Below are 14,722 nucleotides of genomic sequence, written 5' to 3'. Positions count from 1 at the left end.
ACATCACGCAATTTCCTGTCGATGATCAAACTGGCATCCGTCAGGCTGTGGATCGAGTTTTATGAGTCCGCTGCCTAGGTAACACTTTCGGTTTTAAAGCCGCAGCGGAACGCGCTGACGCTGATCTTGCCACGCGACCAGTGGTGTCGCCTGAAATTGGCCGCAAAGAAACCCAAGTCGCGTTAGAGTTATTTAACCCCATGAGGGGATAAATAAAACTTACGGATCAGGAGCCTGGTTCGACTTTTTGGTAACGAGTATGAGCGGAGGCATGCGCCTCCGCTTTTTAGTGCGCATGGCTCTTTCAGGGTCAGAAAACCTTGAATGGCAGGGCGGCGTGTCGCTCGACCCTTTTCGTTTAAACGTCCAACTCTTCCACGAACCGGGCATTTTCCTGAATGTACTGAAACCGCATTTCCGGTTTCTTGCCCATCAACCGTTCCACCAGATCGCCGGTTTCGCCCGGTTCATCATCATCGATCGACACGCGAATCAGCTTGCGGGTCGCCGGGTTCATCGTCGTTTCCTTGAGGTCCTTTGCGTCCATTTCGCCCAGACCCTTGAAGCGGGACACGTCGATCTTGCCCTTGCCGCCCAGACCCTTCTCAAGCATCTCGGCCCGCTCGACCTCGTCCAGACAATAGACGCGGCGCGCGCCTTGGGTCAGGCGGAAGAGCGGCGGACAGGCGAGGTAAAGGTGGCCCGCATCGATCATGGGCCGCATCTGGGTAAAGAAGAACGTCATTAAAAGCGCCGCGATATGCGCACCATCCACATCCGCATCGGTCATGATGATGACCTTGTCATAGCGCAAGTCGTCGACGTTGAACTTGGCCCCCAAACCCACCCCGAGCGCTTGGGTCAGATCCGCAATTTCGGCGTTGGACCCCAGTTTGCTCGAGGCAGCACCCAAGACGTTCAAAATCTTGCCGCGCAGGGGCAAAAGCGCCTGTGTCTTGCGATCGCGCGCCATTTTGGCGGATCCGCCGGCCGAGTCGCCCTCGACGATGAACAGTTCCGTGCCCTCGCGTGTCTTGCTGGAACAATCGGTCAGCTTGCCCGGCAGGCGCAGCTTTTGCGTGGCCGTCTTGCGCGAGGTTTCCTTCTCCTGGCGGCGGCGCAGCCGTTCTTCGGCGCGCAGCACCAGAAAATCCAGAATCGCGCCAGCGGCCTTGGTGTCTGCGGCCAGCCAGTTGTCAAAGTGGTCGCGCACCGCGTTTTCGACCATGCGCTGGGCGTCGACCGTGGCCAAACGGTCCTTGGTCTGCCCGACGAATTCCGGTTCACGGATAAAGCACGACACCAGCGCACCCGCCCCGGTCGTCAGGTCCTCACGGGTGATCGTGCTGGCCTTTTTGTTGCTCACCAACTCGCCGTAGGCTTTGACGCCCTTCAGGATGGCCGCCCAGAACCCGGCCTCATGTGTACCGCCTTCGGGCGTGGGCACGGTGTTGCAATAGGATTGGATGAAGCCGTCGCGCGCAGGCGTCCAGTTGATCGCCCACTCGACCTTGCCCGGAACCTTGAACTTGTCGAACGACACCGTACCCGCGAACGGCGCGTCGGAATATGTCGTGGCTCCGCCCAGAACTTCGGTCAGGTAATCCGCCAGTCCGCCGGGAAAATGGAAGGTGGCCGATGCTGGAGTTTCACCATCCGCAATGGCTGTTTTCCACCGAATTTCGACGCCGGAGAACAAATAGGCCTTTGACCGCGCCATTTTGAACAGGCGTGCGGGCTTGAGCTTGAGCGAACCGAAAATTTCCGGGTCAGGGTGGAAGGTGACAGCGGTGCCGCGCCGGTTGGGCGCCGCGCCGATCATCTCAAGTTTTCCCTGCGGCACCCCGCGCGAGAACTCCATCGCATAAAGCTCGCGGTTGCGCGCCACTTCGACCCGCAGATGGTCCGACAGGGCGTTGACAACGGAACTGCCAACGCCGTGCAGGCCGCCCGACGTCTCGTAGGCATCGCCGGAGAATTTGCCGCCCGCATTCAGCGTGCAAAAGATGATTTCGAGGGCCGATTTCGACGGGTCCTTGGGGTGTGGGCCGGTGGGAATGCCGCGCCCGTTGTCGCGCACGGACACATGCCCGTTTTCGTGCAATTCAACTTCGATCCATGTGGCGTGGCCCGCAACCGCTTCGTCCATCGAGTTATCGATGATCTCGGCAACCATGTGGTGCAGCGCCCGGTCGTCCTTGCCGCCGATATACATGCCGGGGCGCAGCCGCACGTGCTCCATATCCTCGAGCACCTGGATCGAGGAGGCATCGTAGTCGTCCTTGGACTTGGACGCGCCACTGAGTAGGTCGGTCATCTGGACTGCTCTTTTTTGTTTGTTGGGTCACACTATGCCAGAGCGGCGGGAAGGGGGGAAGTGGGATTGACGCCGTGGCGTGCTGCACAACCTGCGTTTTCGCCTTTATCGCTCGGTTCGGTTGATTTCCGCTATGCTACGAAGCTCAGCGCCTCTTTGACATGCCGTTGTCTGCCGCTGTCTGCCACAAACGCGCGCTTGCGGTTACCCTTCGGGCCAGCGCGGTCCCAAGGTGCCCGGCGTTTGTTGCTCGTCGATGACGCGGCGGTAGTGCTTGATGCTGTGATCCGGGCCAAAGCGCGACCGTTTCGCCTTGGCCCGGTGGACCGTTCCCATGTTATGAAAGATACCCGGCAGGCCACAGACGGGATCGTCATCGCGGTTGATACAAAGGCAAAGGTCCGAATGCTTGATCGCGCCCGAACTGCGGCGGGGCCAGGGGGCTGCGAAACCAATTCCCGGAACGCCGCAGGTGCGGACCAGAACTTGCGTGGCCGCAGCCCCGAGCGAGTGGCCGATGATGTAGTCGGGCTTGAGGTTTTCGCGCTTGAGCCAATCATAGATCACCTTGACATGGGCCAGAAACCCCTGATGCCATACTGTGCCAGAAGCGCCTTTCTCTGTGTCTTCGTCACTCAGCCGATAGCGTTTGCACCCGATCTGCAACACCCGCAGATGATATTTCAGATAGTCCGCCACCGAGTTTGAACCGGGTATCAGCAGGATGTTCCCCTTCAGGAAATACGCCGCCACGTCGTTTTCGTCCAACTGATGCAGGATGCTGGGCGCCAGTGGGCTGTGGCGTCGGCCCGTGTAGGACGCTTCGGCGATCTGGGCCGCGAGTTTGATATCGTAGCAATGGGCCATCGGACTCAGCTTTCGTGCTGAATGCCTCATGGGTATGGCGCGTGATGGGCCTTTGGGAAAGGGCGGGCGACACGCCCGCCTTACGGGGAAACCCGGCGCACGACGCGTCAGGGCATCCAGTCGAGCAGGATGCGCGCCACATGTTGTGGTTTTTGATGCAGAATCCAGTGATCTGCCCCGGGTACGTTGACCCGTGTCAGATCACGCGCAAACGCTTCCAAACCGTCGGTGGATTGCGGCAACAGGGCGGTATCTCCTTCCCCCCAAATCAGCAAATGCGGGCAAGTGACCCGCAAGGCGTCGAGCGGAAAATCCGGCATCTCGACGGGTTTGCCCGGATCGGCCACCACAAGCTGCGAGGCGCGATACCAGTTGATCATCCCGCGCAGCCCGGATTGCCGCCAGGCCGCCTTGTAGGCCTCCAGTCGCGCTCCGGCCAGCCAGCGCATGTCCATCTTGTCGGAGAAAAGCGACAACAGCTTGGCAAAATCATCCGCTGCCAGCGCGTCTTCGGATCCCGCGCTGCGCAGATAGGTCATGTATTGCGAGGCTTCCGATTGCGCGCCGCCCGCGGCGATTGCCCGTTGGAACGGCACAGGATGCACTCCGTTGGCCACGATCAGCCGATCGACCAGCGTTGGATGAAACATCGCCAGCCCGTAAGCAACAGCAGCGCCCCAGTCATGGCCAAACACGGTCACAGGTCCGTCGGCGCCGATGAGGGCGACCATATCGTCTACCAGTTTCGAGACAGCATATGCCCCAACTTCGCTGGGGGCGTAGCTGCCACCATAGCCGCGCTGATCCGGCGCGATACAGTGGAACCGGTCCGCCAGCAGCGGGGCCAGATCTTCCCAGGCGCCGCCATATTCGGGAAAGCCATGCAGCAACAGGAGTTTGGGGTGAGACGGATCGCCCCAATGGCGGATCAGGAAGGGCCGCCCGTCAAGATCCCGAGTCTCTATCCGCATCATTCGCCCTTCGGCTTGCTCTCAAAATGGAGCCCGGCTGCGGTTCGTGGGGCGAAGCCTTGCCAGTAGGTATGATCGTCGGTTGGCTGGCCCGCCTCGTTGAGGTCGACAAGCCCGTCACTGGCACTCGGGATCAGATCCAGGTACATCGCCTTGTCCGCTTCGCCCTTCAGATGAATGTCCATGAACGCGGTGGCAAAATGCTGCGCAATGTTGTTCATCCGCGTCGTGTCCCAGACGGCGTCCGCATAATGCTCAAAAGGCAGGAAATCGAGCGCCTCGGACGGTGTCCAGCTTTCGGCGGGTGCGGGTATTGGGGCGGCGGCATTGTGATTGGCATAGTCGAATGTCAGCAAGTGGCGGTCCGTTCCAACGGCATGATCGAAAATTCCCCGCATCGCCGGATAGTCGGACACGTCGTCGGCCCCCCCCGCGATCACCATCGTGGGAACCCGCAACCCAGCCAGGCCATCCAAATCCCAAAACCCTGCATTGTTGCCCCAGGGGCCAATGGCGATGACGGCCTTGACGCGCTCATCGATCAACGCCTCATGGCTTTCCGACCCCGTCAGATGCTGCGCCAGAAGACCATTCGGCGTTCCCCAGTTGAACTCCGTCGAAGCTTGCGTAACCCCGGCACCCCCCAGGATCAATGCACCGTATCCGCCCATCGAATAGCCGATCACACCGGTATGATCCGCATCCACGATGTCGCCGATCGGGCCCGGCAACCGCGCCATGTAGTCGACGACAAAAGCCTGATCGATGGGCCTGTGTAACAGGGTGGAGCCAAACGCCCCCTGATCGGAATACGTGCTGTCCGTATGATCGATCGAGACCGTCACATAGCCTTTTGAGGCCAGGTTCTCACCCAGATGGCTCATCAGGTAGCGATTGCCGGGATATCCGTGGCTGATCACGATCAGGGGAAAGCGTTCACCGGTAGCCGGGGCGGCATCCCGCACTGCCTGTCCGGTCAGCGTCACTTCTGTCTGCCCGTCCCGGATGATCGCCCGGTAGGTGCCGCCGGGCTGCGTTGTCGGGTCCGCAGGGTACCAGACTTCGAGTGTCAGGGGCCGATCGTAGCGCGGAACGGTGCTTCCGTCGATATTGACCACATCGATGCTGTTGGGGATGGAGGCGGCCAGTGTCTGTACGCCGACCTTATAGGGCCCGTATGGGGCCAAAACTGGGGCGTCGGGTCTTACACGGTCAATCGGGTTGGCGACAGCGCTGAGTGCGACGACGGACAAGGCAGTGGCCAATGCAATCGGCGGTGCGGCATGTCGGGTCATTTGAGGCTCCCTGAATTGTAGAGCGGTATTTGCAATGACTCAACCTGAGACACCGTTGGCGCGATTATTTTCATGCAGGTTTATCGCAAGTCAACCGCATATGCACCACCCATAATGAGCAGCGTCCCGCCGATCATGCGACATAGAAGCGCTTGAGTGATGGGGCTCGGATGACTAAATCTCGACCATGCGAAGATTATTTACCAGTCTGCTTTCCCTTGCGCTGTTCCTGCCTCTGGCAGCACGGGCGCACCCCCATGTTTTCGTGGATGCGAAACTGCGCCTGCAGATCAATGAAGAGGGGGTCTTTGAAGGGATCGAAGTCGCGTGGACCTATGATGACTTCTATTCGCTGTTGTTGCTGGCGGATATGGGTTTGACGCCGGACGCACAAGGCGGGCTGGAACATAACCAGCTTGTCTTGCTCGACGGATTTGATCTGCAATGGATCGAAGGCTTCGCCGGGGATACGATCGCCGCGCGTGACGGTGAACCGGTCACTCTTGGGCCGCCCGAAGGGCGCGGGATCAAGGTCGAAGACGGCTTGATCACGTCCACCCATTTCAGGGCCGCGACCGGGCCCGCGGATGGTTTGGTGATCAAGGCCTTCGATCCGACGTTTTATACGGCCTACAGTTTGATCGGGCCGGTGGATGTGAGTGCGTCGTGTCGGGCGATTATTCAGACCGCCGATCTGGACGCAGCCTACACGATGGTCGAAGAACTGCTTTATGCCACGCCTTCGGCCGAGGCCGAGGACGACTATCCCGAAGTGGGCGAAGCCTTTGCCGATACGGTTTTCGTCACATGCGCGCCCTGAGATTTGCGGTTCTGATCGCTGCGGGCGCCGCCCTCCTCTGGCTTTTCGGCTTTGGAGGTATGGGCGAGATCGCGCGCTGGGCCGCCATCGAACAGCGCGAGGCGCAGAACGCCCTGGCCGCAGGGCTGCGCGCGGTGCGTGCGGGCGAACCGGGTGCCTGGCTGGCGCTGATGGGGGTCTGTGCCGCCTACGGTTTTTTCCATGCGGCGGGCCCGGGACATGGCAAACTGGTCATCGGCGGCTACGGCGCGGCGGTACGGGTCACGGCCTGGCGCTTGTCCTGGTTGGCTTTGGCCGCGTCCTTGGCCCAGGCTGTTGCGGCGATTGTGCTGGTCGGCCTTGGCGCGTTGGTCCTTGGTTGGGGGCGCGCGGAGATGACAGAAACCGCGGAGCAGGTCCTGGCCCCCGCCAGCTACGCCGCCATTGGCCTCGTCGGCGTCTGGCTGGTCGTGCGTGGCGTGCGGCGCGGAATGTCGGCGGTGGCCCATCCGGTCGATGCGGACGGGCATTGCCACAGTTGCGGGCATGCGCACGGGCCCAGCGTCGATCAGGCCGAGAACATCACTTCCTGGCGGGATGCCGCAGCCATTGTGGCCTCCATCGCGATCCGGCCCTGCACCGGGGCGGTTTTCTTGCTGATCCTGTGTTTTGGTCTTGGCATTCCGCTGGCGGGCATCGCGGGGGCTCTTGTGATGGGACTGGGCACCGCCAGTGTCACGATACTTGTGGCTCTGGCGGCGGTTGGGACGCGGCGCACGGCTTTTGCCGATTGGTCGGGCACCGGCGCCCTGCGTGCAATGGCATTGATTGAGGTGGTGATGGGCGCGCTGATCGCGCTGATTGCCACGGCTTTGGTTCTCCCTTTCGTCTCGTGACGCCATCGCGCCCAAAATTCGGGCAGTCTGAAAACACCAGGGCTTTTCAAGTATTCAAAGCCGGCGTAAGGCTGGGCCATGGCCATATCCTTCATGTCGTATCCTGCGCACGGACGCGCTGTCCTGACCCTTGGGTTGCCGCTGATTGGCGGGCATCTGGGGCAGGTGGCCATTGGTGTGACCGATACGGTGATGCTGGGCTGGTACGGCGTGAACGAACTGGCCGCGCAAACCGTTGCGGGATCGTTCTTTTTCGTGCTGTTCCTGGTCGGCGCGGGCTTTGCCTGGGCGGTGATGCCCATGGTCGCATCCTATGATGCCGAAGGCGATGAGGTCAGCTTGCGCCGCGCCACGCGCATGGGACTGTGGCTGAGCCTTGCCTTCGCCGTTCTGGCGATGCCATTGATGCTCTGGTCAGAGCCGATCTTGCTGTTTCTGGGACAAACCGAACAGGTCGCGCGCGACGGCTCGACCTATCTGGCGATTGCGGGGTGGGGGATCTTTCCGGCGCTGATCCTGATGACATTCAAGAGCTATCTGGCCGCACTCGAGCGGACGCAGATCGTGTTCTGGATCACCGCTGTGGGGGCTGTGACCAATGGGCTGGCGAACTATGCCTTCATCTTTGGCAATTGGGGTGCGCCCGAAATGGGGATTGCCGGGGCGGCGGTGGCGTCGGTGGTGACGCAGATCGTGATGCTGTTGGGTGTTGTCGCTTATGCACTGTACATACTCCCGGAACATGGCATCCTCAAACGCCTGTGGCGTCCTGATTTCGAGATGCTGGCCCGAGTGTTTCGGCTTGGCTGGCCCATCGGGCTGACATCGCTGAGCGAGGTCGGGTTGTTCGCAGCCACGGCTCTTATGATGGGATGGCTGGGCACGGTGCCGTTGGCGGCGCATGGGATTGCGCTGCAACTCGCGTCGATCACGTTCATGGTGCATCTGGGGCTTGCGAATGTGGCGACGATCCGGGCCGGAAACGCCATCGGGCGCCACGATTTGCCCCACCTTGTGCGCGGTGCGAAAACCGTGATCGTGATGAGTCTGTTGATGGCGGCGGCGACGGTGGTTCTGTTTGTCGTCTTTCCGGAGCCGTTGATCGGGATATTCATGAAGAACGATGAACCGGCGCGCGCGGAAATCCTGAGCATCGGGATCGTTCTGCTGGCGATGGCGGCGTTGTTCCAACTGATGGACGGGGCACAGGTGGTGGCGCTGGGACTGCTGCGCGGGGTGCAGGACACGCGCATGCCCATGGTGATCGCCGCCGTGTCCTATTGGGCCATCGGTATGCCGTGCTCTTATGTTTTTGGGTTTGTTCTGGGGTGGGAGGGGGTCGGCGTCTGGCTCGGCCTTGTGGTCGGGCTGGCGGTTGCCGGTGCGGCATTGATGTTGCGCTTCTGGCGGGTGACGGTGCCTGCGCTGGACCGGGCCGCCGGGTCGGACGCTCTTTCACCCTCCTGATCGGAGGGCAAAAGTCGCCCCACCCGCCGTCCCCTGAACGGCGTCCTTTGCGAAACAGACCTGTCAGGGGCCCGGGCAAGTGCAGGACGGGTGAGCGGCCGCGCCCTGCGAACCAGCTTATTCCGCGGTGCGCTCCTGCATCAGCCGATCCGCTTTTTTGCGCACCAGCACGGAGCGCAGATCATGCATTGCCAGCAACAGTGTATCGGTCACGTCGTTGAGCTGGTCATCACTGGCGCGCGACTGGGCCCATTGGGTCGTCAGGTTCAGGTAATCGACGGCACGGTGAATGTCGTCGATATCCCGTTGTGCCAGCAGCGCGGTCCGCTCGGCCATCCAGACCTTGATACGTGCCAGATCGTCCTCCGACAGCGCCCGCGTCCCGTTGGGCTTGATCTCTCCGTTGCGGATATTGACCGTTGCGATCTGATCCATTTCGATCCGCCCCTGACGGTTTTCGGTATCCACCCGAAACACGGCTGCCCCGTTTTCGCGGACGCGGAAATAGTATTCTGGCAATGCCCCCATGCGTCCTCCGGTTACTTCAAGCCTGCACAGAAAGTCTGGATGCGGGTACAGGCTTCTTTCAGTGCCGCGTCGGACGTCGCGTAACTGATCCGGAAGTTTGGCGAGACCCCGAAGGCCGCGCCGAAGACGACGGCGACCCCGGTCTGTTCGAGAAGGGCGGTCGCAAAGGTTTCGTCATCCGCGATCACGGTGCCGGCGGCGGATGTCTTGCCGATCAGCCCGGCGATCGACGGATAGACGTAGAACGCGCCTTCGGGCACCGGGCATTCCATGCCCTCGATGGCGTTCAGCGCCTCGACCACCAGATTGCGGCGGCGCACGAACATCTCGTTGTTGGGCGCGATGAAGTCCTGCGGGCCGTCAAGGGCTTCGACGGCGGCCCACTGGCTGATGGAACACGGGTTCGATGTGGATTGCGACTGTACCTTGCGGATCGCCTTGATCAGTGGTTCCGGCCCTGCGGCATAGCCAATACGCCAGCCTGTCATGGCATAGGCCTTGCTGACGCCATTCACGGTCAGCGTGCGATCCTTCAGACCCGGCTCGACCTCTGCCGGGGTGCAGAACTCGAATCCGTCATAGGCCAGATGTTCGTACATATCATCGGTCATGACCCAGACATGGGGATGCCGCATCAGGACGTCGGTGAGCGCTTTCAATTCCGCGCGATCGTACCCGGCCCCGGTCGGGTTCGAGGGCGAATTGAAGATCAGCCATTTTGTCTTTGGCGTAATTGCGGCCTCGAGCTGCGCAGGCGTCATCTTGAACGCACTCTCAATGCCGCAGGCCACCGTAACAGGTGTGCCGCCGGCCAACAGAACCATGTCGGGATAGCTGACCCAATAGGGCGCAGGGATAATCACCTCGTCGCCGGGGTTCAGGGTCGCCATCAATGCGTTATACAGCACTTGCTTGCCGCCCGTGCCCACGGTGACTTCGGCTGTGGTGTAGTCGAGCCCATTGTCGCGCTTGAATTTGGCGACGATGGCCTGTTTAAGGTCAGGAATGCCGTCGACGGCCGTATATTTCGTTCGCCCCATGGCGATGGCCACGACGGCCGCGTCCTTGATGTTCTGGGGCGTGTCGAAATCCGGCTCCCCGGCGCCGAGGCCAATGACGTCACGCCCTGCGGCCTTCAGTTCTGCCGCTTTGGTCGTCACGGCGATGGTCGGAGACGGTTTGACGCGGTCGAGTGTCGCGGAAAGGAATGTCATGTTGGCCTCGGGGCGGTAAGTGGATACGACATCCGTCATAGGCGGGGGCAAGACAGCAATCAAGCGTTTGAACAGATCTAGGAGGACAGCAATGGACGACACTCACGATTGGTACAGCCCTGAAGCTTCGACATTCGGAGACCGTGTTGCAGGTGCGCGCGAACAGGCTGGGATGACACAACAACAGCTGGCCAAGCGGCTGGGGGTGCGTCTGGCGACCTTGCGCGCATGGGAAGACGATCTGAGCGAGCCGCGCGCCAATCGCCTGTCGATCATGGCGGGGCTGTTGAACGTCTCGATGATGTGGCTGATGAACGGCGAAGGCGAAGGGGTCGATGGGCCGACCGAAACGGCACCCGTGTCCGACGATATGCGCGATTTGCTGACCGAAATGCGCGATCTGCGCGGGGATCTTCTGGCGCGTGCCGAACAGGTGGGGCGGCTTGAAAAAAGGTTACGGGCTGCTTTGCAGGATGCCGGCAATGCCTGAAGAGCTTTACGAACATCGTCTGAAACGCCTTAGGATGCGGTCCATGCGCCGCGGCATCAAGGAGATGGATCTGATTCTATCGGCCTATGCCGATGCGCATCTGGCGCAGATGGATGGGCCGACATTGGACAATTATGATGCGTTGTTGAACGAAAACGATCAGGACCTCTATCGTTGGGTGACCGGGCAAGAAGCTCCGCCTCAGCGATTTTCTGATTTGATTTCAAATATTTCCCTGGCCCTACAGAAGTAAAGCGCCGATCTGCGTGTCGCTTAACGTTATGTTTGCGAGTCTGGCTCATTTTCATTCAAAGCAGAATGAGTCGGAGATCGCAAATGAGCATTCAGGACCCGATACGCCAGCCCCCGGGCATGGCACAGGGCAGCAAAGACCATGGTTTCATGGTGGGGTATCTTGAGGCCCTTTCACTGGTCGAACGGTTGCATCGATTGTTGCTTGACGTGATCAAGGATGAATTCGAACGCGTCGGCGTGCTCGAAATCAACGCGGTTCAAGCCCTGTTGCTGTTCAACATCGGCGACAACGAGGTGACGGCAGGCGAATTGAAAAGCCGCGGGTACTACCAGGGCTCCAACGTCAGCTACAATCTCAAGAAGCTGGTGGAAATGGGCTACATGCATCACCAAAGATGCGAGATTGACCGCCGGTCTGTCCGGGTCCGCCTGACGGAACAGGGTCGCACCGTGCGTGACGTCGTTGCCGACTTGTTTGGTCGCCATGCCGAAGGGCTGCAATCCAAGGGCGTTCTGGGTCCGGAAGGGATCGCCGACATCACCTCATCGCTCAAACGGATGGAGCGGTATTGGACGGATCAGATCCGCTATATCTACTAGTTGCGCTACGTATGGTCAGCTAAGTCCTTTGTATGTTGTATTTAATGGATTTTTGGATAACGTTGACACTACAATGGACACTATTTAGGACACTACAATGGACACTAGAAGCAGCTACCCGGCCTCTACTTTGAGTCTCATTAAAGGTAAGTGGTATGTGTCTGTGACCGTCCCCGTGGGCTTGCGTTCAGCTTTTAATAACCGCACTCAGATAAAAGTCAGCACTGGCACAAGTGACAAATCGGAAGCTGCTAGACGCCAGCACGACAAAGCAGAGGCTATATATAAGCAGTTTGATAGTGCTAGGCCGAACAGACTTAAAGATGCGCTGATAGAGTTTGCCTCAGTCGCTACGCCAACGGAATTACTACCTCAAGTTCTGCCCGATGTCGCAGATATTGGTGAGACGGATGACCTGGAGCTTGAGGCGTTTGTTCACCAACATTTAGATGCGGTAAAGTTGCAGGCAATGCAGTGGCTTGCGACAATGATTGGCCCAAAGTTCGACGCTGCCCAGAAATTCCTTGAGGCATTGGAGGAAGCAGAGGGTCAAGAAGCAGAAAGTGCAGCAGTCCCAAAGTTTATGGATATTGCGCGGGACTGGATAGATAAGGGAAATATGGCGGGTTCTCTGTTATCGGGGACAAAACTCGCAGTTAAAGAATTTGAGGACCTTTACCCAAACCTTTTAATTGATGGTGTAAAGAGAATCCATCTCTACGACTATGCTGAATGGTTAGTAGAACAAGGCTGCGCAAACAACACTATCAAAGGCCGCATGAGTCGTCTCTCAAAGGTTTTCCTGCGAGCCGAAAAAAGGGGCCATATTGAGCAAAGCCCCACTGTCGGATTGAATCTAAGTGGCTATGGGCGTGGTGTCGAACATTGGAAGCCCTTCACTAAAGAACAACTTACCCAAATCTTTGCACAAGACATTTCACCTAGAGAGAGGTTGCTTATGGCGACTCTTATCACAACCGGAATGAGGTTAGATGAAGCTGCATTATTAGAGTGGAGCGACTATAAAACAGAAGGCGATATTCCGTATTTTGACCTGACTAGGTCTACCATGAAAATTAAGACACAGGGTTCAAGACGTATGGTTCCTGTTGTCCCAGTGTTACGTAAGATGTTGCGGCCTTCGGATGGTAGAATCTTTGACTATAACCTCAACTCGCAGGGTAAGACTTCAGCATCATCAATTTCATGTATGGAATATATTAGGAACATCACTCAAGACCCTCACCTAGTGAACCATAGCTACAGAGGAACTTTGAAGGATTTGCTTCGGGATGTTGGAACGCCCACGGAAGTTAACAATTACATAACTGGTCATTCGTCAGGTGATGTAGCGGGCACTTATGGAACAGGTCCGAGTCTTGAGGTCCGATATGAATGGCTTTTGAAGGTAAACCACCCTTGGTTGACTGGCCCATGCTGAGCTTAGCCAGCCCTTAAAATAATGCCCTCACAGGCTCACCTCTTCCATTTGGTCACTGCCCTACGTGAAAGTCAGAGAAGGCCCTCTGTGACCCCTTATATTGGCTCTACGGGGCATTCCGCCTTCATTCGAGCGGCTCATTCAACAGCCCTTGTAGTTCTTGGCGACACATTCACGCGCTAACTTCTGCGCTTCTGAAAGGTCGGCGGGAGTCATTCTCTCCGAAACAATGTCTCTATAAGTTGCCCCCTCTTCATCACCAAAAGAAGCAGCTATGTTGAACCACATATGCGCATAGACATTATCTTGAATGAGGCCCCTGCCTAAGAAATACATCATACCCAGAATGAATTGCGCGGGGGCATAGCCCTGTTCGGCCAGTGGTCGGACTTCCAGAAGCGCAGCCGCATAGTCATCCTGTTTGTATGCCTCCCAGCCCTTAGCTAAATCCTGCGCCAATACAGCTTGCCCGCCAAGTGTTAGGGTGGTTGTCAAAGCGACTACGTGGAAAATGCGTTTCAAAATGCCAGTCTCCTAATTTTCAGGTCGGGATTATAAGTTCTGAGCCCACCAAACAAGAGAAAAGGCCGAAGGGGTTAACCTCAGGCCCTCTCTTGGTTCTGCCTCTATGGCCTCTCAGAAACGGGTTCGCGTGGGCATTGGCGTAAGCATTTCTATCATGCGCAAAACCATCGCCCAGCGCCTTATTTCATCTCCTTTGAATTAGTCTGGTTAGCCTAGAAAGGGAGGACTCTGCTTCTAATGTTCTATCACCAATCCCCTTAAGACATATGGGTTAATAAACATATTGAATATATCATATAAGTAAGAATCTATTGTAGTGATTTAATCAACTAGAACACATCAGCATCGTCTAATACACAATCAAAGTCATCATATTCATAAATCAGATCAGGTTTAGATTGCTTAGCACTTATTGTTGGTTGAGTGGGATAGTGACTAGGAATCTTAGCTAAGTAGGATTCATTTCCATATGTTGAAATATCCATATCAAACACAAAACCAAGTGACTGAAATAAGCTTTCTTGTAGGTATGTTATCGCGGTGTCCTTGTCCGACTCTCTTACAAGTAAGCAATCATGCACCAAGTAGCAGGGACTACCCACCTCAATCAGCTTATTAACTGCAAAGCGCATAATTTCTGACTCAATAAATGTAAGATCGGCTGGCATCCTGTCCTTTTTCTGTAGGAATGGTAACTGTTCAAAAATCTGTGCCATGTAGTAATCAACACTATGATCTAGCCAATACCTTTCCTTGAATGAGACAGTCTTCAATTTGTTGGTTGTAGGATCAACCTCCCTATCCTCTCCCTTAGGAAACCTGCTCATAGGACCATCCTTGCAGAGGTAGGCAGAAATCAGCATCTTTGCCGCAGCCCTCAGGCGTCTACGATCAGCGTCATATTGGCCTTCTCTTACAAATTTGATATTGGCATAAGGATCAACGCCAAGACTTTCTCCATTGCCTGCATGTGCGTTTAGAAGGCTTATCCCCTTTGTTCCGGCAAGACTACATGTTGAGGCGACAGAGCTGATGATTGTGGCTTGAGGCGCGGATC

At 57.6% G+C, this 14,722-nt stretch carries 14 protein-coding genes and 1 pseudogene; 7 read left to right on the top strand and 8 right to left on the bottom strand.

The window, feature by feature from the left end; translation table 11 throughout:
* Nucleotides 1-358: 358 nt before the first annotated feature.
* The 4 genes from LC354_RS22065 to LC354_RS22050 form a co-directional block, all read right to left on the bottom strand.
* Complete coding sequence (locus tag LC354_RS22065; protein ID WP_223427941.1) at nucleotides 359-2,317, bottom strand: DNA gyrase/topoisomerase IV subunit B; 1,959 nt, start codon at nucleotides 2,315-2,317, stop codon at nucleotides 359-361.
* A 204-nt stretch (nucleotides 2,318-2,521) separates the two neighbouring features.
* Entirely contained in the window at nucleotides 2,522-3,184 is a 663-nt protein-coding gene (locus LC354_RS22060; protein WP_223427939.1) for a hypothetical protein, read from the bottom strand.
* Between the two features lie 107 nt (nucleotides 3,185-3,291).
* A complete protein-coding gene (locus LC354_RS22055; protein ID WP_399204124.1) occupies nucleotides 3,292-4,155 on the bottom strand; it encodes an alpha/beta fold hydrolase in 864 nt (287 codons plus the stop codon).
* Complete coding sequence (locus LC354_RS22050) at nucleotides 4,155-5,450, bottom strand: alpha/beta hydrolase family protein (protein ID WP_223427933.1); 1,296 nt, start codon at nucleotides 5,448-5,450, stop codon at nucleotides 4,155-4,157. The genes LC354_RS22055 and LC354_RS22050 overlap by 1 nt, the downstream gene beginning before the upstream one ends.
* Nucleotides 5,451-5,637: 187 nt before the next feature.
* On the opposite strand from LC354_RS22050, the gene LC354_RS22045 reads away from it, so the two are divergent.
* The 3 genes from LC354_RS22045 (at nucleotide 5,638) to LC354_RS22035 (ending at nucleotide 8,612) form a co-directional block, all read left to right on the top strand.
* On the top strand, nucleotides 5,638-6,270 hold the full coding sequence (locus LC354_RS22045; RefSeq protein WP_223427932.1) for a DUF1007 family protein: 633 nt from the start codon (nucleotides 5,638-5,640) through the stop codon (nucleotides 6,268-6,270).
* Nucleotides 6,258-7,145, top strand: a complete 888-nt coding sequence (locus LC354_RS22040; protein ID WP_223427931.1) for a nickel/cobalt transporter — start codon at nucleotides 6,258-6,260, stop codon at nucleotides 7,143-7,145. Before LC354_RS22045 ends, LC354_RS22040 begins: the two co-directional genes overlap by 13 nt.
* 78 nt (nucleotides 7,146-7,223) lie before the next feature.
* A complete protein-coding gene (locus LC354_RS22035; protein ID WP_223427930.1) occupies nucleotides 7,224-8,612 on the top strand; it encodes an MATE family efflux transporter in 1,389 nt (462 codons plus the stop codon).
* 117 nt (nucleotides 8,613-8,729) lie between these two features.
* Here the strand turns inward: LC354_RS22035 and LC354_RS22030 are convergent, their stop codons facing one another.
* The gene (locus LC354_RS22030; protein WP_223427929.1) at nucleotides 8,730-9,140 is read right to left on the bottom strand and encodes a hypothetical protein; all 411 of its coding nucleotides are present in this window, start codon (nucleotides 9,138-9,140) and stop codon (nucleotides 8,730-8,732) included.
* 11 nt (nucleotides 9,141-9,151) lie between these two features.
* Complete coding sequence (locus LC354_RS22025) at nucleotides 9,152-10,354, bottom strand: pyridoxal phosphate-dependent aminotransferase (RefSeq protein ID WP_223427928.1); 1,203 nt, start codon at nucleotides 10,352-10,354, stop codon at nucleotides 9,152-9,154.
* Nucleotides 10,355-10,445: 91 nt separating this feature from the next.
* On the opposite strand from LC354_RS22025, the gene LC354_RS22020 reads away from it, so the two are divergent.
* The 4 genes from LC354_RS22020 (at nucleotide 10,446) to LC354_RS22005 (ending at nucleotide 13,140) form a co-directional block, all read left to right on the top strand.
* The gene (locus tag LC354_RS22020; RefSeq protein WP_223427927.1) at nucleotides 10,446-10,844 is read left to right on the top strand and encodes a helix-turn-helix domain-containing protein; all 399 of its coding nucleotides are present in this window, start codon (nucleotides 10,446-10,448) and stop codon (nucleotides 10,842-10,844) included.
* Nucleotides 10,837-11,097, top strand: coding sequence for a succinate dehydrogenase assembly factor 2 (locus tag LC354_RS22015; RefSeq protein WP_223427926.1), 261 nt, complete (start codon nucleotides 10,837-10,839; stop codon nucleotides 11,095-11,097). The genes LC354_RS22020 and LC354_RS22015 overlap by 8 nt, the downstream gene beginning before the upstream one ends.
* An 83-nt stretch (nucleotides 11,098-11,180) precedes the next feature.
* Nucleotides 11,181-11,699 carry a MarR family winged helix-turn-helix transcriptional regulator gene (locus tag LC354_RS22010; RefSeq protein WP_223427925.1) on the top strand — a complete coding sequence of 173 codons (519 nt, stop codon included), beginning with the start codon at nucleotides 11,181-11,183 and terminating at the stop codon, nucleotides 11,697-11,699.
* A 97-nt stretch (nucleotides 11,700-11,796) separates the two neighbouring features.
* Entirely contained in the window at nucleotides 11,797-13,140 is a 1,344-nt protein-coding gene (locus tag LC354_RS22005) for a DUF6538 domain-containing protein (protein ID WP_223427924.1), read from the top strand.
* 141 nt (nucleotides 13,141-13,281) lie between these two features.
* On the opposite strand, the gene LC354_RS22000 is transcribed toward LC354_RS22005, so the two are convergent.
* Both LC354_RS22000 and LC354_RS21995 read right to left on the bottom strand, forming a co-directional pair.
* Complete coding sequence (locus LC354_RS22000) at nucleotides 13,282-13,662, bottom strand: SEL1-like repeat protein (protein WP_223427918.1); 381 nt, start codon at nucleotides 13,660-13,662, stop codon at nucleotides 13,282-13,284.
* 332 nt (nucleotides 13,663-13,994) lie between these two features.
* A pseudogene (locus tag LC354_RS21995) lies at nucleotides 13,995-14,722 on the bottom strand (hypothetical protein); the annotation flags it as partial.

Origin of the sequence: Tateyamaria pelophila, from assembly GCF_019966495.1 — a bacterium.
GTDB classification, from domain to species: domain Bacteria; phylum Pseudomonadota; class Alphaproteobacteria; order Rhodobacterales; family Rhodobacteraceae; genus Tateyamaria; species Tateyamaria pelophila.
Note: the sequence above shows the minus strand (reverse complement) of the source record. Positions and strands in the feature narration are given on the sequence as shown.